Genomic DNA, 17,971 nt, shown 5'->3' with positions numbered 1-17,971 from the left:
GCATGAGGCGGGCTTTTGTCGCGGAGTCACTAAAATGGAAAAGCAATCAACTCGACCTCTTTCTCGCTAACTTTCACCATTGACCCTTCCGTATGCCACGCGCCCAGTACCACGCGATACGCGGGTTCGCCGTTGGCGGTCAATGTATGCACATCCGGGCGATGGGTATGCCCGTGGATCAGCCACTGCACATGGTGCTTTTCCATCACATCCACAACGGCCTGCGGGTTAACATCCATAATTTCCATTGATTTATGGCTGTTAGCGGCTTTGCTATCGGCGCGCATGCGGGCGGCAATTTTCTGGCGGAAAAACAGCGGCAGCATCAGGAAGAGTTTTTGAATCCACGGCGTATGCACTTTGGCGCGAAACGCCTGATAACCTGCGTCATCGGTGCAAAGGGTATCGCCGTGCAGTATCAGAACCGGGCGACCATACAGTTCCAGGCGTTGTTCCTCTGGCAGCAGCGTCATGCCGCTTTCCCTGGCAAAGCGTTTGCCGAGCAGGAAATCACGATTACCGTGAATGAAATAACAGGGAACGCCGGAATCGACCAGCGCTTTTATAGCGCGGGCAATGTGCTGGTGCAGAGGATTTGGGTCGTCGTCGCCAATCCAGGCTTCGAAGAGATCGCCGAGAATATAGAGCGCATCGGCGTGACGTGCTTCACCGGCTAAAAAACGCAGAAAACCGGCGGTGATCGCCGGTTCTTCTGTTTGCAGGTGCAAATCTGCAATAAAGAGTGTCGCCACGATTACTCGCTGACGGTCACGCTTTCGATAACAACGTCTTCTTTAGGAACGTCCTGGTGCATACCGCTGCGGCCCGTAGCGACAGCTTTGATTTTATCAACCACGTCCATACCTTCGACGACTTCTGCGAATACGCAGTAGCCCCAACCCTGCAGGCTTTCGCCAGAGAAGTTCAGGAAGTCGTTGTCAGCGACGTTGATGAAGAACTGCGCGGTTGCGGAGTGCGGAGCCTGAGTACGCGCCATTGCCAGCGTACCACGGGTGTTTTTCAGACCATTGTTGGCTTCGTTTTTGATAGCCTCTTTGGTCGCTTTCTGATTCATGCCCGGCTCAAAGCCGCCGCCCTGAATCATAAAGCCGTTGATAACACGGTGGAAAATCGTGTTGTTGTAGAAACCTTCGCGGCAGTAGTCCAGGAAGTTTTTAACTGTTTCCGGCGCTTTGTCATCAAACGTTTTGATTACGATATCGCCGTGATTAGTGTGGAAAGTAACCATTTCTGCATCCTGTTCCGTTATAGTGGTGCGTTAACTCGCGTGCGAGTCGTATATAGGCGCCTGTTATAGCATAACCGCGAGGTTCGATCACCTTGCAATGTGTGCTGCTTCAGAGTTGAATTAAAGGTAGAATACGCCGTTTCAGGCGCAAGCCCAGATCACACACGTCAACATGGAATTATCGATGCTAAAAATCTTCAATACAATGACCCGCCAAAAAGAGGAATTTAAGCCTATTCACGCCGGTGAAGTCGGCATGTACGTGTGTGGTATTACCGTTTACGATCTCTGTCATATCGGTCATGGACGTACCTTTGTTTCCTTTGATGTGGTCGCGCGTTACCTGCGTTTTCTTGGCTACAAACTGAAATACGTCCGCAACATCACCGATATCGACGATAAAATCATCAAGCGCGCCAATGAAAACGGCGAAAGTTTTGTGCAGTTAGTCGATCGCATGATTGTCGAAATGCATAAAGATTTTGATGCCCTGAACATTCTGCGCCCGGATGCTGAACCGCGTGCGACGCACCATATTCATGAAATCATCGAGATTACTGAACGTCTGATTGAACGCGGTCACGCGTATGTCGCTGAGAGCGGTGACGTGATGTTCTCCGTGCCGACCGATCCGAACTACGGCAAGTTGTCGCGTCAGGATCTGGAGCAGTTGCAGGCCGGTGCGCGTGTCGAAGTCGCGGAAGTGAAACGTAACCCGATGGACTTTGTGCTGTGGAAGATGTCGAAAGCGGGCGAGCCGAGCTGGCCGTCGCCGTGGGGCGAAGGTCGTCCGGGTTGGCACATTGAATGCTCCGCGATGAACTGCAAACAGTTGGGGCATCATTTTGATATCCACGGCGGCGGTTCTGACCTGATGTTCCCGCATCACGAAAACGAAATCGCCCAGTCTACCTGTGCGCACGATGGCGAATACGTCAACTACTGGATGCACTCCGGGATGGTGATGGTTGACCGCGAGAAGATGTCAAAATCGCTCGGCAACTTCTTTACCGTGCGTGACGTGCTGAAGTATTACGACGCGGAAACCGTGCGTTACTTCCTGATGTCCGGCCACTATCGCAGCCAGTTGAACTACAGCGAAGACAACCTGAAACAGGCGCGTTCCGCGCTGGAGCGTCTTTACACGGCGCTGCGCGGCACCTCGGCAACGAATGTTGAATTCGTTCGCAGCGCGCAGTACGTCGATCGCTTTAAAGAGGCGATGGACGACGATTTCAACACTCCGGTGGCTTACGCCGTGCTGTTTGATTTGGCGAAAGAAGTGAACAATGCCAAACAGGCAGGCAACAGTGAAGAAGCGAATGCGGCCGCAACCTGTCTGCGTACGCTCGCGGCTGTTCTCGGTTTGCTGGAACAAGAGCCAGAAGCCTTCCTGCAAAGCGGTGCTCAGGCGGATGACGGTGAAGTCGCGGAAATCGAAGCCCTGATCCAGCAGCGTCTCGACGCGCGTAAAGCGAAAGACTGGGCCGCGGCGGATGCGGCGCGTGACCGTCTGAACGAGATGGGAATCGTGCTGGAAGATGGCCCGCAGGGAACGACGTGGCGTCGTAAGTAACCCCTCACCCTAACCCTCTCCCTCAGGGAGAGGGGACCGACAGAGCCAGTGGTAAACTAAGTGCAGTTTTCTCCCCCTCCCTGTGGGAGAGATCCAGAAGCCTTCCTGCAAAGCGGTGCACAGGCGGATGACGGTGAAGTCGCGGAAATCGAAGCCCTGATCCAGCAGCGTCTCGACGCGCGTAAAGCGAAGGACTGGTCGGCTGCGGATGCGGCGCGTGACCGTCTGAATGAGATGGGGATCGTGCTGGAAGATGGCCCGCAGGGGACGACGTGGCGTCGTAAGTAACCCCTCACCCTAACCCTCTCCCTCAGGGAGAGGGGACCGACAGAGCCAGTGGTAAACTCAGTGCAGTTTTCTCCCCCTCCCTGTGGGAGAGATCCAGAAGCCTTCCTGCAAAGTGGTGCTCAGGCGGATGACAGTGAAGTCGCGGAAATCGAAGCCCTTATTCAGCAGCGTCTCGACGCACGTAAAGCGAAGGACTGGTCGGCTGCGGATGCGGCGCGTGACCGTCTGAATGAGATGGGAATCGTGCTGGAAGATGGCCCGCAGGGGACCGACAGAGCCAGTGGTAAACTAAGTGCAGTTTTCGCCTTCACCCTCTGGAAGAACGGGCCGATAGCGCAGGTGGTAATGGATGTGCGGTTTTCTCCCTCTCCCTGTGGGAGAGGGCCGGGGTGAGGGCATCAGTGCGCACCCTTCAACGCCTTTGCCACCACAATATCCCCATCAACACCACTCCCGGCAGCCACACCCAAAGCAGTTCCGACATAATCACCTGATGCCCATATGCCGTCGTATAGCTCGACAGTGCAAACGGCGCGACCTTTATCACCTGCCACGGCGCAAAGAAGCGTTCATCCGACCACGGCCACAGCCAGCCGACGCCTTTCCCGCCCGTTGTCACTGAATCCAGCAGGCTGTGCGATAGCAGCGATACGATCAAAAAGAGCCAGCAGCGAATCAGCCCGGCCCGGAACCACCGTCGGCCAATCAGTACGCAAAGTAGCGGAACCACCAAAGCGAAAAGCAGCGAGTGGGTAAACCCGCGATGACCAAAAGCGTTGCCATAAGCCACGCCAAACTTAAATGCCAGCACGTCGGCGTCGGGGAGCATAGCGAGAACAATGCCGGTAAACAGTAATCGGGGTGGGATAACTCTGCTGCCAAGGCCTAAACCCAGGCACAGAGGAACGGCGGCGTGTGTGATAATGGTTGGCATGGCGAAACATTCCCGGATAAATCAGGAGAATATAGCAGCAAACGGGCGCAGTAAGGCCCGCGCACGATTCTGAAATTAAGCTGATTCCCGCGTAATCAATTGCCCGGAAAGCGTAATTTTCTGCGTTTGCAGTTCCGGCTCTTTGAGCTTACGGATAATCAACCCCGCGGCCTGCCGCCCGGTCTCTTCGCTTGATGATGAGACATAGGTAAAAGAGGGCGAAGTGAGATTCACGTTAAGCATATCTTCAAAGCCAATCAGCGCGACCTGCTGAGTCAGAAAGACATCCTTCCCCACGGTGCGCCCAATCTGGTGAATCCCGCTTATGCTGCCAATCATTGCCGCTGGTGAATGGCACAGCAGGGCGGTGATGGTGTTGTTTTTTTCCAGCAACTGGCGCGTAACGAGGCTTGCTGCATGAGTATCTTCGCTACAGCACGGCGTCGCCTCTTCGCGATTCACCAGGCCATATTGCGTTAACACGTTGCGAAAACCCGCCAGCCGCTGCTGACGAATTAAATCGTCTTCGCGCCCGCCAATGTAGGCAATGCTGCGATGCCCGCGCTCAATCAGATAACGTGCGGCAAGGACGGCGGCCTGGCGGTTATCGCGCATCACCAGGTTGCACTGCTCATCAAGCGGCGACTGGGAAACGACTACATACGGCAGTGGGCAGTGGCGAATTTTGTCTGGAATATGAAGGCTGAAGGCGTCGGACGCGAGGTAGATAACGCCCGCCACGCCCTGTTGTTTAAATGACAGCAGGCAGCGCTCTAAATGATCATGACTGTTGAGCGGTTGGCCGAGAAAAACCATAAACCCTTGTTTTTCCAGCTCCTGCACGATGCTTGCCATCACTTTAATGGAAAAACTGTCGCTAAAATCAGGAAGGATCAGGCCAATCAGATTGGAAGTATTCGCGCGAAGGTTGGCGGCCGCGACGTTGTGAACGTAGCCCAGCGCCTCGATAGCGGCCTGCACTTTGCCGATCGTCGCTTCAGAGATTTTCCCTTTCTGACGCAGCACCAGCGACACGGTCGACACCGATACGCCTGCCTGTTTTGCGACATCAATAATGCTGACTTTCTTCAATTCCGCTCCCTGAAAATGATCGATTCATGCCACGACGCCCCCTCAAGCGTAACGGAGGCGTCGTCGATCGGCATAGTATTATTTGCCAATCATCGTGGACATGGTTTGCGCGATAAACTGTGCTCTGGCACCGAAAATAACCTGAATGCCTTTATCCCCGACGAAGACCACACCGCGCGCCCCGACGCCATTCAGGCCATCCTTATCGACTTTATCCCCCTGTGACACCTCCAGACGCAGGCGGGTAATACAGGAACCGACCGAATCGATATTCTGCGCGCCGCCCAGCAAGGCAATAATTTCCGTTGCCAGCTCGGTATCAGTTTTATCTTTCGCATCGGCGACAACGTCTGCACGTCCCGGCGTTTTGATATCAAAGCGGCGGATCACAAAGCGGAAAGTGAAGTAGTAGATAATCGCCATCGGGATACCGACGATTGCCGCGCTGAGGAAGTTGGTCTGATAACCGTTAAACGACGGCAGAATGCCGAACGAGATATAGTCAATCATCCCCGCAGAGAAGGATTTGGCAATGTGCGCGTGCAACAGGAACATACACATATACGCCAGCCCGGCCATGATAGCGTTAAAGACGTAAAGGATAGGCGCCACGAAAATAAAGGTGAACTCGACCGGTTCGGTGATCCCGGTCAGGAAGCAGGTGAGGGCCGCAGAGAACAGAATACCGAAAGCAATTTTTTTGTTTTTGCTGTTCGCTTCGTGATACATCGCCAGACATGCCGCAGGCAGCGCAAAAAGCATCAGCGGGAATTCGCCCTGCATGAATTTACCGGCATTCTGGTAGGTGTCGCTGCTAAAGGATTTCACGCCTTCTTCCAGCATTTTAAACCAGATAGTCTGATCGCCGTGGATGACCTGGCCTGCCTGCGTGGTGTAGTCGCCAAAGGAGTACCAGAACGACGGATACCAGATGTGATGCAGGCCGAGCGGAATCAACGCGCGTTCGACCAGACCAAAAATAAACGTAGAGGCTGCCTGATTATCACCGTTCACCACCGTGGAGAGCGCATCAATACCCGCCTGAATATGCTGCCAGACGTAGGGCAATAGCAGGCCGAGCAGGAATGACAGCACCGCGGTGGCAATGGCGACAAAACGTTTGCCGGAGAAGAACCCCAGAAATTCCGGCAACTGCATGGCATGGAAGCGGTTATAACACCAGGCCGCGAGAATACCGCAAATCAGCCCGCCAAAGACGCCCATTTGCAGCGTCGGTATGCCGACCACCATCGCATATTTCCCGCCCTGAGACGCCATTTCCGGCGTAATGTTCAGCACGGTACCGATGGTGATATTGGTGACAAACACCGAAACGGCGGCAGAGAGTGCCGCGATACCCGATTCCGACGCCAGCCCCACAGCAGAACCAATCGCGAACAACATCGGCAGGTTATCGAAAATAACCCCGCCTGCGTTCATCATTAGCGGCAAATGGAATTTATCACCGAACGCCAGCAGCAAACCGGCCGCGGGCAGGAGTGAGATTGGCAGCATTAATGCGCGACCAATCATCGATAGTTTTGACAATGATTTAACAATACCGGACAGCAAACCCATACCCGTTCCCCCGACTGGAGATAATGAATTGCGCGTAAATCGCGCTGTTATTGTAAGTAGAACGTTCTACTAGAACGTTCTACTTATGGTCGGAGAAACGTAAAATTTCCGCAACAAGATTATGAAGCGTCGTCATAGGAGATTGTGATTTTTTGAACTTGATCGACAATTGACCGCAAGAGGAGTGGGGAATACCCGGCAGGGTGCCGGGTATCATTCGGCTTACGCCGTAACGGTAATGCTCTGCCCCGCAAAGCTCACCGTTTGCCCGGCGACAATTTTGCAGCGCTTGCGCGTTTCAACCGCGCCGTCAACTTTCACCTGGCCATCGGCAATGACGATTTTCGCCTGCGCGCCGCTTTCGGCCCAGCCTTCCAGTTTCAGCAGATCGCACAGTTCTACGTGCGGGTGTTTTCCTAAAGAGAATGTGGCCATTATGCTTCCTCGACGTCGTGATACTCTTCACAGGCCTGAAGCGTATTCTGAATAAGTGTTGCAACGGTCATCGGGCCGACGCCGCCCGGAACCGGGGTAATGTAAGACGCGCGTTTTGCCGCATCTTCAAAGACCACATCGCCCACCACTTTGCCATTTTCCAGTCGGTTAATGCCGACGTCCATGACGATTGCGCCTTCTTTGATCCAGTCACCCGGAATAAAGCCAGGCTTACCGACGGCGACAATCAACAGGTCAGCATTTTCAACGTGGTGACGCAGGTTTTTGGTGAAGCGGTGAGTCACGGTGGTGGTGCAACCGGCCAGCAGCAGCTCCATGCTCATCGGGCGACCGACGATGTTGGATGCGCCAATAACGACGGCATTCAGCCCATAGGTGTCGATGTTGTAGCGCTCAAGCAGCGTAACGATACCACGCGGCGTGCACGGACGCAGACGCGGCGCGCGCTGGCACAGGCGGCCCACATTATACGGATGGAAACCGTCAACGTCTTTATCGGGCGCAATGCGTTCCAGCACTTTCACGTTATCGATGCCCGCTGGAAGCGGCAATTGCACTAAGATGCCATCAATGGTTTTGTCGGCATTCAGAGTGTCGATAAGCGTCAGCAGCTCGGCTTCACTGGTAGTTTCCGGCAGGTCATAAGAGCGGGAGACGAACCCCACTTCGTCGCAGGCTTTGCGTTTGCTTGCGACATAAATTTGTGATGCCGGGTTGCTGCCAACCAGCACAACGGCAAGCCCGGGGGCACGTTTTCCTGCTGCAACGCGCGCCTGCACTTTTTCCGCAACCTCAGAGCGCACCTGCTGCGCAATCGTTTTACCGTCAATAATCTTAGCTGCCATCAGAGAGAAGATTCCATCTGTCACTTTCGAAAGGGGGATGGCCATATTTTGTCAGATGCGGGGCTTTCTGTCAGTCATCCTTTACGAGTTTTCGCGCGAAAGCCCTTCCCGCTGGCGATTGTCTTACTGATTGTGCGGTTTTGTCCTGGTGAAAATTAGGACGTGGCTTAGCCTGAGCTCAGTGTTTATACGTATTTTCTCTTATTTAATTTCTGTACCTTACCCTCGAAATAAAATTCTTCTGGTGTTATCGCCGGAATATCTCACTGCTTATTATTTGGCAGTGTTTTAACTCTCTCAGGGATGCTGAGGTTATGCGGTCTGGCAATTATTTGCCGTGCTATGTCATGCGAGTCGTACAGGATATTCGGTTCGTCACAATGTTTTAATTCATCAAGGAATACCTATGAAACTGAGTACTATTGCCTCTACTGTGATGGCGTCTTTCGTATTAATGGCGGGTGCCGCACAGGCTGCGCCGGTTTCCGTTAATGGCGGCAGCGTTCACTTTAAAGGTGAATTAGTCAACGCAGCGTGTGCGGTAAATACTGAGTCTTCAGATCAAATTGTTGAACTGGGCCAGTATCGCACGGCGAAATTTACTGCGGTCGGCGATACCACCACCAATATGCCGTTCACCATCGTTCTGAACGATTGCGATCCGAGCGTTTCGGCTACCGCTGCTGTGGCATTTAGCGGCCAGGCTGACGCTACCGACGCAACGCTGCTGGCAGTGAACTCTTCCAACAACAATACTGCGGCGAAAGGCGTGGGTATCGAGATCCTCGACAGCAAATCGAAAACCCTGAGCCCGGATGGCGCAACCTTCTCTTCTGCGCAGACTCTGCTGCAGGGTACCAACACCCTGAACTTCACCGCGCGCTACAAAGCGACGGCGGATACCGCAGAGCCGGGTCAGGCGAATGCGGACGCGACCTTTGTGATGAAGTACGAGTAATCGCTAATACAGGGAGTGACTTTGCCTCAGGGATGAGGCTCGAATCACCTGAAGAGAGCCACGAATGAGAGGGATTGTGTTCCTGCTGGCCACGCTGATGCTTTCTCTGCCTGTGCTGGCACACAGAGTTGTCATCGAAGGTGGAAAGGTACAAATGCGCGGTGAACTGGTTAACAGCGCCTGTGCTGTCGCCACTGAAAGCCAGAATATGCGTATCGAGATGGGGCAGTACCGTACCAACGCGTTTACTGGCCCGGGTAGCTTTGCCACCACGCAGGTACCGTTTACGCTGCGCCTGGTCGACTGTCGAAAAGATGTCTCGCAGACCGTGGGGATAGCCTTCCAGGGGCTAACGCCGACGGAAGATCCGCTGGTGTTTATGACCACTTCGCGCGTCGATGGCCGTCAACCAAACAGTGGGGTAGGGCTGGCGTTATTTGATAATAGCCAGCGGCACATTATTCCGAATGCCCAGCCGGTTTCCTATTTTCCCATTAATGATGATGAGCTGATATTTCATTTCAGCGCACGCTATCGGGCTATTTCCGGCCAGGTTATGCCTGGCGCCATTCAGTCTGATGTCTGGTTTACGCTGCTTTATCCCTGAAGCGTCAAATAAAGAAAAGGTATTGTTGTGATTAACGCATTTATTAAATCAAGCATGGCCCTGTCATTTTTACTGCTGTGTGTCTCGTTGCCTGCACAGGCATCCGGGGGAGTGGCACTGGGCGCTACGCGCGTTATTTATCCGGCGGATGCTAAACAGACTTCGCTGGCCATCACTAACAGCAACGATAAAGAACGTTATTTAATTAACGCATGGATTGAAAACGACCTCGGGAAAAAAGAATCAACATTTGTCGTGACGCCACCTCTGTTCGTCAGCGAGCCAAAAAGTGAAAACACCCTGCGTATTATTTACGCCGGTCAGCCTCTGCCGTCCGACCGCGAGTCGCTGTTCTGGATGAACGTGAAGGCGATTCCTTCCGTTAACAAAGCGAATATCGAAGGGAAGAACGTTCTGCAACTGGCGATTTTGTCGCGCATCAAACTGTTCGTTCGCCCGAAAAATCTGGCGATGCCGCCGGAAGAAGCCCTCTCGCATCTGCGTTTTGAGCGTAGCGGCACGCATCTGAAGGTGACCAATGCGTCGCCTTATTACGTTACGTTGGTCAATTTGCAGCTTGGCGGTCAGCGCATTAACAATCTGATGATTGCGCCGAAAAACAGTGCTCAACAGGCAATTCCGGCCTCAGCGAGCGGCACGCTTTCATGGCAGAGCGTGAATGATTACGGGGCGATCACGCCCGTTCACCGCGTAAATCTCTGATGAAGCCAGGGCAGGCCGACACCATGAAAATCCACCACCCGCTCAGTATGCTGACGCTGGCTGTGATGGCGGCGCTCTGGTCACCCAACGGGCGCGGCGAAAGCTACTTTAACCCCGCATTTTTGTCGGAAGATACGGCCTCGGTGGCCGATCTTTCGCGTTTTGAACAAGGGCACCAGCAAGCGCCGGGTGTTTATCGCGTCGATATCTGGCGCAACGATGAATTTATCGGTACCCAGGATCTCACGTTTGTCGCCGCCGAGGGCTCGCCACCGCCTGCAGCGGGCCTTGCACCCTGTATTCAGCGCGATTTCTTACAGCGTCTGGGTGTCAACATGACGGCCTTCCCGGCGCTGGCCAGTGAGCCGAAAGGAAACTGTGTGGCGCTGGAAACACTGCTGCCGGGGAGCGTGGTGGCGTTTGACTTCGCCTCGCTACGCCTGCGACTCAGCCTGCCTCAGGCGGCGATGAGCAACAGTGCACGCGGTTATATTCCGCCAGACGAGTGGGACGAAGGGATTCCTGCGCTGCTGTTGAACTACAGTCTCACCGGCAACAAAGGCAGCGATGACGATAGCCACTACCTCAATTTGCAAAGCGGCCTGAACTATGGCCCGTGGCGGTTGCGTAATAACGGCGCGTGGCGCTATACCCGTAATAACGGCCATCGCCACAGCGAGTGGGAAAATATCGGAACCTGGCTTCAGCGCTCGATTATCCCGCTGAAAAGCGAAATGGTGTTGGGCGACAGCAATACCGGCAATGACGTGTTCGACAGCATCGGTTTTCGCGGTGGGCGGCTTTACTCCTCAGACAGTATGTATCCGGACAGCCTGCAGGGCTACGCGCCGACCGTCCGCGGCATAGCGCGCACGCCTGCGAAGGTGGTGATTCGCCAGAACGGCTATGTGATTTATCAAAGCTACGTCCAGCCGGGCGCTTTTGCGATAAGCGACCTGAACCCGACCTCATCGAGCGGTGACCTGGAGGTGACCGTTGAGGAGAAAGACGGTAGCCAGCAGCGCTACACCGTGCCTTATTCCACGGTGCCATTGCTGCAACGTGAAGGACGACTGAAGTATGACCTGGTCGCCGGGGAGTACCGCAGCGGAAATAGCCAAAAAGATACGCCATTCTTTGGTCAGGGCACGATGATTGTCGGTCTGCCGGGCGGTTATACCGTTTACGGCGGCACGCAGATGGCCTCGCGCTACGCGGCGGCGGCGATTGGCGCGGGCAAAAACCTCGGTGACTGGGGCGCGATTTCTCTTGATGTCACCCATGCGCGTAGCCAGTTAGCCGATGATAGCTGGCATGAAGGGCAGTCTCTGCGTTTCTTGTACGCAAAATCCCTGAACGGCTACGGTACCAACTTCCAGTTGCTGGGCTATCGCTACTCGACGCGCGGTTTTTATACCCTTGATGACGTGGCGTGGAAACGGATGTCCGGGTATGAGTATTCCGACACAGAAAACGATAAAAACGGCGTGCCGGATGTCGTGAGCTATCACAACCTTACCTGGAGTAAAAAAGGGCGTTTCCAGGTCAACATTTCGCAATCGCTGGGGGATTACGGTTCGGTCTATCTCTCCGGTAGTGAACAAACCTACTGGGGAACCAGCGATTCCAATATCTGGTATCAGCTTGGTTATGCCGGTGGCTGGAAAGGCGTCAGCTACTCGTTGACCTGGTCCTGGAACCGCTCGGTAGGTATCGACGGCACCGATCGAATTGTTTCTGCGAACGTCTCTATTCCGTTCAGCCTGTTTACGCCGAATGGCTATCGTCGCGATAGCGTGCTGGATCGTGCCTATGCCACCGCCTCCGCGAGCCGCAATAAAGACGGTGATAGCAGTTGGCAAACCGGCGTCAGCGGCACGTTACTGGAAGGACGCAACCTGAATTACAGCGTGACCCAGGGCCACACCAGCAACAATGGATCGAGCGGCAGCGCATCTGCAAACTGGCAGGCGACTTACGGCACAGTCGGTGCAGGCTACAACTACTCCCGCGATCAGCATGATTTTAACTGGCAACTGGCCGGTGGCGTGGTCGGTCATGCCGATGGTGTGACCTTTAGCCAGCCGCTGGGCGATACCAACGTGCTGATTAAAGCGCCGGGGGCGAGCGGCGTGAAAATCGAAAACCAGACTGGGGTGAAAACCGACTGGCGCGGATACGCCGTTATGCCTTACGCCACCGTGTATCGCTATAACCGCGTGGCGCTGGATACCAACTCCATGAATGACCATACGGATGTGGAAAACAACGTCAGCAGCGTGGTGCCCACCCGCGGCGCGCTGGTGCGTGCGGCGTTTGATACGCGAATCGGTGTGCGTGCGCTGATCACGGTGCGGCGTGGCGATCGCGTGGTGCCGTTTGGCGCAATCGTGCGTGAAGTCAACAGTGGCGTCACCAGCATGGTGGGTGAAGAGGGGCAAATTTACCTCAGCGGTTTGCCGCTGAGCGGGGAGCTGCTCATTCAGTGGGGCGACAGCGCGCAGGAACGCTGCCGGGTAACTTATACGCTCCCGCAGGAGAGTTTAAATCAGGCGATTACCATGATGGGAGCACGCTGTGAACGTGAATAAGAGTATGAAAGGTGCCCTTGCACTGGCGGCGGCATGTCTGGGAATGACGGCGCTTCCCGCCTGGGCGACGGTGTGTGCGAATTCGGAGGGCGTTGCAAAAGATATTGCCTATAACCTGACGGATGTTTTTACCAGCGCGAATAACCAGGTGGGGCAGATAGTTACGCTGTCGCAGAAGTCGGGTTTGGTGGGTGTCAACGCCATTTGCCCAAAGGGAACCTCTGGCAACACGACCATGCGAAGTTATACCACCGATCTCCCGATTACCAGCGTGGAAGATAAATTCCAGTATGTAAAACTGAATGAATATCTTGATGGTGCCATGAAGATTACGGATGACTATGCAGGGGAGTTTTATCCTCCGGTGCGTTACATCCAGATGGGTTCGCACCCGAATGTCTCGAAAAACAAAGCGTTTCCGGTAACGGATTCCAAGCTGGTTTTCCGTCTTAAAGTGACACGGCGTTTTATCAATATGGTTGTGATCCCTCAGCAGACCATGTTCAGGGTCTATGTCACTACGACAAGTGCTGATCCGCTCACCACCGTCGTTTACACCATCAGCTACAGCGGCACCATTGAAGTGCCGCAAAGCTGTGAAATTAACGCCGGTAATGTGGTCGAGTTTGACTTTGGCGACATTGGCGCATCGCTCTTTTCTCAGGCTGGCGCCGGGCAGCGTCCACCGAGTGTGCCTGCACAGAGCAAAACTATCGGAATTAAATGCACCAACGTGGAAGCCAATGCGTACCTGACGATGCGTATCGAAGCTGAAAAAGTGTCGGGGAATGCGTTGGTCTCCGACAATCCCGATTTAGGTTTCGTGGTTGCTGATGCAAACGGTAATCCGCTAACGCCAAATTCGCTGGGCAGTACCATCCCGTTCCGTCTGGATGACGCCGCGCAGGCGCAGGTGGGCATTCGTGCGTGGCCGGTCAGCATTACCGGCAATAAACCCGCGGAAGGGATATTTACATCGCGAGGCTATTTGCGTGTTGATTACGATTAAGAGAGGCAAGATGCCACGTCATTTCACCTGTGCTCTGACATTGCTGGCGATGATGAGTACTGTACAGGCGGCCACGCCCCTGGGCGAGATCAACATTCAGCTGTCCGGCAATATTGTGGATTTAAGCTGCGTGGTCAACGCCAGCGACAGTGCGAAAGAAGTCCAGTTGGGATCCTGGCCCACAAAGCAACTCCAAACGGCGGGCAGCAAAACTCAGGCGATGCCCTTTTCGATTCGCCTGACGGGCTGCCCGCCGGGGGCGGTATCGATAACCTTTGCCGGAACGCCTGACGCTCAGGACAATACTCTGCTGGCGCTGAATGGCACAAGCCAGGCCAGTCGCGTTGCGGTGGAGATCCTTGATGAGGATAAATCTCGCCTTCCGTTACAACAGGAGAGTAAAGCGGTAGCCATTGACGCACAAGGGGATGCCACTCTGTCGTTTTACGCCAATTACATTTCCACGGCAGATAATCCACAACCGGGGAGTGCCGATGCGGATGCAACCTTTACGCTAAACTATAACTGACTTCCCGGGCCCGTTTCAGGGCCGGGATTCATGAAGGGCTAGAGTAATTCGTGAGCTTTCGCATAATCTATCAGTTCAACGATAGTATGCACGCCAAGTTTGGTGAAAATATTTGATTTATGCGCGCTAATGGTTTTATTACTCAACAATAGTTGGGCTGCTATCTCTTTATTAGACAAACCATTAGCAAGATAACGTAGTACGGTAATTTCTCGATTGGATAACGGCATGTCGTTAAACTTATTACTGCGCGTGTTACCGCCACCGAAGATATTCATGGAGTCGGCCGGGAAAAAAGAATATCCGGCCAGGAGCATCTCCACCGCTTTATAGATATCACACAGATCCTTCCGTTTACTGACAAAACCATTTGCGCCAGCCCTGATCGCCCGACAGGCATAGAACGACTCAGATTTGGATGATAAGAAAAGAACCTTGGTGCTTTCACTGATGTTCTTTATCCGTTTGAGTAATGAAAACCCGTCTGAACCAGAAAGCTCAATATCAAGTATAACCATATCAACATTGTTATTCCTAATGTATTCAATGACTTCATGGCTATTATCTGATTTCAGAACAACCTGAACCTGTGGGTTTTTTTGGAGCAGGACCTCGATCGACATTCTGACTATAGGGTGTTCGTCCATAATGATAACGGATGCCGGTTTCATCTTTATATGCCTCAGACTGGTGGAATAGTTACGTGGGATTCCTTTACGGAAACTATTACAAGTCGAATGGATAAATAAAAAATTTTAATTTTTAGCTTACTTCCAGAGGAGTTATCTATCCCTACTTGTACCATTATAAAGTGACAATTCTGTCCGGTACTTAAACAATGCCTAAACCCTTGAAAAAGGCTTTTCTTATAACACGATAAGTACATGGCTATTATACTTGCTATGAATTGTCCGAAAAGCATTATTAAAGTCGCATCAATCCGTAATTAATATGATGTTCTAGTCAGAAAGTTTATTCAAATTATTTTTGGTATTTACCACCAGGTGTTTAAAATCCTGTAGAGGACTTAACTTTTTTTCCAGGCATAAATATTAATAGATGCTAAATGTTGAAAACGTGTTAATTGATGTGGCGCAATTATTGGGGAATAATCGATCGGTAAACATATCCGGAATGGCGCAATTCAACGATTATTCCACAAAAAATTCCTTTTGATCTCGATGCGAGCTATGGGAATGGCAAAAGAAAGAAATTTTATCTCTGTAATCTAAAACCCTACGATATCTGGCCGTTAACGCCGGTCAGCTCTGCAAATAGCGCTATTTGCAAGGTTCCTTTATGAATACACAACAGAGGAATGCACTTTTACGAACTGGTTTAAGAGTGACTTTCGCTATCTAAAATCGGGTCTTAGGAATAGTTATAAAGTTTGCGATATTGTTTAAATTTAACAAAAAAAGATCAATTCGATTAAGTAATTTCTTAAAACAATCTAAGATTTAAGAGGTTAACGAAATTGTCAGTTTGAACTAGCAGAAAGATTTTTCAGCAAGTGAATAAGTTCTGAGCGATGCTGTAGCTTGAGCCGTTCAACAATGCGCCCCAGGCGATAGATAATCCTGTGATAATCTTTGTCGTGATCGCTGGCGATGGATTTCAACGAACGCCCCTGGGTCAGCGCCATCAGAATGAGCCACTCATCACGTGAGAAATGACTTTTCCGGTTGAACTGCATTGGCTGCGGCATAAGCAATTTTTTGCGCAGCGTACGAAAGGGTGAGTGCCGACTGATTATCCGCAGCGTTGTCACCGCCTTCATAAAATGCAGGGCTTTTTTGTCCTGTGTCGGGGTTATCAGATGAATATAATTTTGCGGAAACGCAAAGCTAATGCGCCGCAAGCGATCCAGCGTTTCGATGGCTGGCGCATCGGTGTAGTAAATATCGACCAGCAGTTGCACGCCGGGGGCTTTGGGAAGCAAGTCCAGCGCATTATCCAGCGTTGAGGTTACCCAACCGTTACTCAGTGGATAGGGGGCGAAACGAAACCCCTGCCGTAAGAATTGATCGCTGCTGACCAGAATAAAATGAGGGGAGTCGGTTTTGTGCGTGAGGGCAAGTGAGTGAGTCAGGCGTTCAAGTCGATCAAAAAACGGGGGCCAGGCGTGTGGATTCTTAAATCCAGGGTGATCGGTGCCTGAACGACGCCTCCTTTCTCTGCGAATTGCGATGCGCATGCTTCTCTTCCTGGCGCCGTCACGCGCGTCTTCACTTATAGCTTATCTAACGATGCGGTCAAACAGCCAGTAGCAGACATTGTGACACCAGAGTCAGGTTCTTCTCTAAGGCAATACTTAAAGTTAGGTAAGGGTTTTCGCAGCACTTAGGCTACCGTAAGAAGAGTGGTTAAAAAAAACGCAAGGGCTGTTCGCGTAATGTCCATCTTCGCGAACAACCCTGATTTCACATTGAAATGGATTGACTCACCGCCCGGTGACCGTATAATTCCTCGCGTTTCACCCCCGCGAAGTTCTGGCTTCACAATGCGCCCTTAGCTCAGTTGGATAGAGCAACGACCTTCTAAGTCGTGGGTCACAGGTTCGAATCCTGTAGGGCGTACCATTTTACCGTCTAGCGTTATTTCCCCTTTGCAAGAGAGTTTTCAAGCCACGGCAATAGCTGTTTTTTACGGCTCAGCATGCCTTCTACTTTGCAGGGCGCGTCTGCTTGCTGGCCTTCCGGCACGGCAAAATAGAGCGTCGAATACCCGGCATTGATATCCGTCAGCATGAGCACCACCCGTTGCGCGCCGGTCTCACGGATATTCTGCGCCATCGCCTGTTGTAACTCATCCAGTACCGCATCCACCTGATTTAATGAAAACAGTTCGATCTGTGCGGCGTTGATCTTCAGGCCCTGGATCTGGAACGTTTTGATATCTTTATTAAGCAGTGCTTTTCCGCTCAGCCCTTCAATGCTGGTTTTTGCGGTCAGTAGCCCGGCAATAAAGGCATCTTTCTCGATGCCCGCGAGAGCTGAGAGTTCCTCAACCGCAAGCGTGTCATCGGGCGTTGTGGTGGGTGAACGCAGCGCGACGGTGTCGCTTATCACAGCACCCAGCATTAAAAGTGCTTCCGCAGGCGTTATCATCTGGCGGATCGCTGGGGTCATCAGTTGCCACAGCAGCGTACTGCTGCTGCCCACCGGTTTTACCCATACTTCCGGAGGCAGACGCGTGACCAGGCCACCAAGGCGATGATGGTCTATGATCCCGACAACGTTACTTTCCGCTAAAGAAGCGGGGCCCTGGGTGGGCTCGGTGAAGTCGACCAGCCAGACATCGCGATCGGCGAGTGAATCGGTGAGTAAGGCGGGAACAGACAGTTGTGCCTGTTCAAAAATAAAGCGCGTTTCGCGATTAATTTCCCCACAACGCCAGGCCTGTGCCTGACAGCCCCTCAGCGTAAGCCAGCGGCTTGCCATATAAGCGGTGCAAACAGCGTCGCTATCAGGATGAAGGTGACCGAGTACATTTATCATTGCTTAAACCTTTTCAGGGAAGCATGTTGAGCTGGA

The 17,971-nt window shown here is 52.7% G+C and carries 17 protein-coding genes, 1 tRNA gene and 2 pseudogenes; 10 read left to right on the top strand and 10 right to left on the bottom strand.

The features are described 5' to 3' along the window. Window positions 1-29: 29 nt before the first annotated feature. Window positions 30-752 (bottom strand): UDP-2,3-diacylglucosamine diphosphatase, encoded by a 723-nt coding sequence (gene lpxH, locus ACOXYR_RS15660; RefSeq protein ID WP_421356523.1) that lies wholly within the window; start codon window positions 750-752, stop codon window positions 30-32. A 2-nt stretch (window positions 753-754) separates the two neighbouring features. Then, complete coding sequence (gene ppiB, locus ACOXYR_RS15655) at window positions 755-1,249, bottom strand: peptidylprolyl isomerase B (RefSeq protein WP_015965485.1); 495 nt, start codon at window positions 1,247-1,249, stop codon at window positions 755-757. 184 nt (window positions 1,250-1,433) lie between these two features. Here ppiB and cysS point away from each other — a divergent pair, with 184 nt between their 5' ends. The 3 genes and pseudogenes from cysS to ACOXYR_RS15640 all read left to right on the top strand — a co-directional run. Beyond that, window positions 1,434-2,825 carry a cysteine--tRNA ligase gene (gene cysS, locus ACOXYR_RS15650; RefSeq protein ID WP_113858829.1) on the top strand — a complete coding sequence of 464 codons (1,392 nt, stop codon included), beginning with the start codon at window positions 1,434-1,436 and terminating at the stop codon, window positions 2,823-2,825. Between the two features lie 87 nt (window positions 2,826-2,912). Next, a pseudogene (locus ACOXYR_RS15645) lies at window positions 2,913-3,113 on the top strand (CysS/YqeB C-terminal domain-containing protein); the annotation flags it as partial. Between the two features lie 87 nt (window positions 3,114-3,200). Continuing rightward, window positions 3,201-3,383: pseudogene (locus ACOXYR_RS15640) on the top strand (CysS/YqeB C-terminal domain-containing protein); the annotation flags it as partial. A gap of 142 nt (window positions 3,384-3,525) precedes the next feature. Here the strand turns inward: ACOXYR_RS15640 and ACOXYR_RS15635 are convergent. From ACOXYR_RS15635 to folD, 5 genes are all read right to left on the bottom strand, one after another. Next, window positions 3,526-4,047, bottom strand: a complete 522-nt coding sequence (locus ACOXYR_RS15635) for a metal-dependent hydrolase (protein WP_421356524.1) — start codon at window positions 4,045-4,047, stop codon at window positions 3,526-3,528. Window positions 4,048-4,122: 75 nt separating this feature from the next. Beyond that, the gene (locus ACOXYR_RS15630; RefSeq protein ID WP_421356525.1) at window positions 4,123-5,139 is read right to left on the bottom strand and encodes a substrate-binding domain-containing protein; all 1,017 of its coding nucleotides are present in this window, start codon (window positions 5,137-5,139) and stop codon (window positions 4,123-4,125) included. Window positions 5,140-5,217: 78 nt separating this feature from the next. Next, window positions 5,218-6,717 carry a PTS transporter subunit EIIC gene (locus ACOXYR_RS15625; protein ID WP_108474080.1) on the bottom strand — a complete coding sequence of 500 codons (1,500 nt, stop codon included), beginning with the start codon at window positions 6,715-6,717 and terminating at the stop codon, window positions 5,218-5,220. Window positions 6,718-6,939: 222 nt separating this feature from the next. Then, window positions 6,940-7,152 carry a ribosome-associated protein YbcJ gene (ybcJ, locus tag ACOXYR_RS15620; protein ID WP_108474079.1) on the bottom strand — a complete coding sequence of 71 codons (213 nt, stop codon included), beginning with the start codon at window positions 7,150-7,152 and terminating at the stop codon, window positions 6,940-6,942. Then, the gene (folD, locus tag ACOXYR_RS15615; protein WP_015965477.1) at window positions 7,152-8,018 is read right to left on the bottom strand and encodes a bifunctional methylenetetrahydrofolate dehydrogenase/methenyltetrahydrofolate cyclohydrolase FolD; all 867 of its coding nucleotides are present in this window, start codon (window positions 8,016-8,018) and stop codon (window positions 7,152-7,154) included. The genes ybcJ and folD overlap by 1 nt, the downstream gene beginning before the upstream one ends. 406 nt (window positions 8,019-8,424) lie before the next feature. On the opposite strand from folD, the gene fimA reads away from it, so the two are divergent. From fimA to sfmF, 6 genes are all read left to right on the top strand, one after another. Beyond that, a complete protein-coding gene (gene fimA / locus ACOXYR_RS15610; RefSeq protein WP_113858833.1) occupies window positions 8,425-8,976 on the top strand; it encodes a type 1 fimbrial major subunit FimA in 552 nt (183 codons plus the stop codon). A 64-nt stretch (window positions 8,977-9,040) separates the two neighbouring features. Beyond that, complete coding sequence (fimI, locus tag ACOXYR_RS15605; protein WP_350435263.1) at window positions 9,041-9,583, top strand: type 1 fimbrial protein subunit FimI; 543 nt, start codon at window positions 9,041-9,043, stop codon at window positions 9,581-9,583. Window positions 9,584-9,613: 30 nt separating this feature from the next. Further along, entirely contained in the window at window positions 9,614-10,306 is a 693-nt protein-coding gene (gene fimC, locus ACOXYR_RS15600) for a type 1 fimbria chaperone FimC (protein ID WP_108474110.1), read from the top strand. Beyond that, the gene (locus tag ACOXYR_RS15595) at window positions 10,306-12,897 is read left to right on the top strand and encodes a fimbrial biogenesis usher protein (protein WP_421356526.1); all 2,592 of its coding nucleotides are present in this window, start codon (window positions 10,306-10,308) and stop codon (window positions 12,895-12,897) included. The genes fimC and ACOXYR_RS15595 overlap by 1 nt, the downstream gene beginning before the upstream one ends. Before the next feature lie 4 nt (window positions 12,898-12,901). Further along, a complete protein-coding gene (gene fimH / locus ACOXYR_RS15590) occupies window positions 12,902-13,906 on the top strand; it encodes a type 1 fimbria D-mannose specific adhesin FimH (protein WP_108474109.1) in 1,005 nt (334 codons plus the stop codon). 10 nt (window positions 13,907-13,916) lie between these two features. Beyond that, window positions 13,917-14,435, top strand: a complete 519-nt coding sequence (gene sfmF, locus ACOXYR_RS15585) for a fimbria assembly protein (RefSeq protein WP_108474075.1) — start codon at window positions 13,917-13,919, stop codon at window positions 14,433-14,435. A gap of 38 nt (window positions 14,436-14,473) precedes the next feature. Here sfmF and fimZ read toward each other — a convergent pair whose 3' ends face one another. Then, window positions 14,474-15,106 carry a fimbria biosynthesis transcriptional regulator FimZ gene (gene fimZ / locus ACOXYR_RS15580; protein ID WP_108474074.1) on the bottom strand — a complete coding sequence of 211 codons (633 nt, stop codon included), beginning with the start codon at window positions 15,104-15,106 and terminating at the stop codon, window positions 14,474-14,476. Window positions 15,107-15,915: 809 nt separating this feature from the next. Further along, window positions 15,916-16,632 (bottom strand): DNA-binding response regulator, encoded by a 717-nt coding sequence (locus ACOXYR_RS15575; RefSeq protein WP_113858836.1) that lies wholly within the window; start codon window positions 16,630-16,632, stop codon window positions 15,916-15,918. A 308-nt stretch (window positions 16,633-16,940) separates the two neighbouring features. Here ACOXYR_RS15575 and ACOXYR_RS15570 point away from each other — a divergent pair. Further along, window positions 16,941-17,017, top strand: a tRNA-Arg gene (locus tag ACOXYR_RS15570). Window positions 17,018-17,032: 15 nt separating this feature from the next. On the opposite strand, the gene ACOXYR_RS15565 is transcribed toward ACOXYR_RS15570, so the two are convergent. Then, on the bottom strand, window positions 17,033-17,935 hold the full coding sequence (locus ACOXYR_RS15565; RefSeq protein ID WP_421356527.1) for a DHHA2 domain-containing protein: 903 nt from the start codon (window positions 17,933-17,935) through the stop codon (window positions 17,033-17,035). Window positions 17,936-17,971: the final 36 nt, after the last annotated feature.

Origin of the sequence: Pseudocitrobacter faecalis (assembly GCF_965231525.1) — a bacterium.
Lineage (GTDB): Bacteria > Pseudomonadota > Gammaproteobacteria > Enterobacterales > Enterobacteriaceae > Pseudocitrobacter > Pseudocitrobacter faecalis.
The sequence above is the reverse complement of the archived record's forward strand: the minus strand, read 5'-3'. Positions and strand labels throughout refer to the sequence as shown.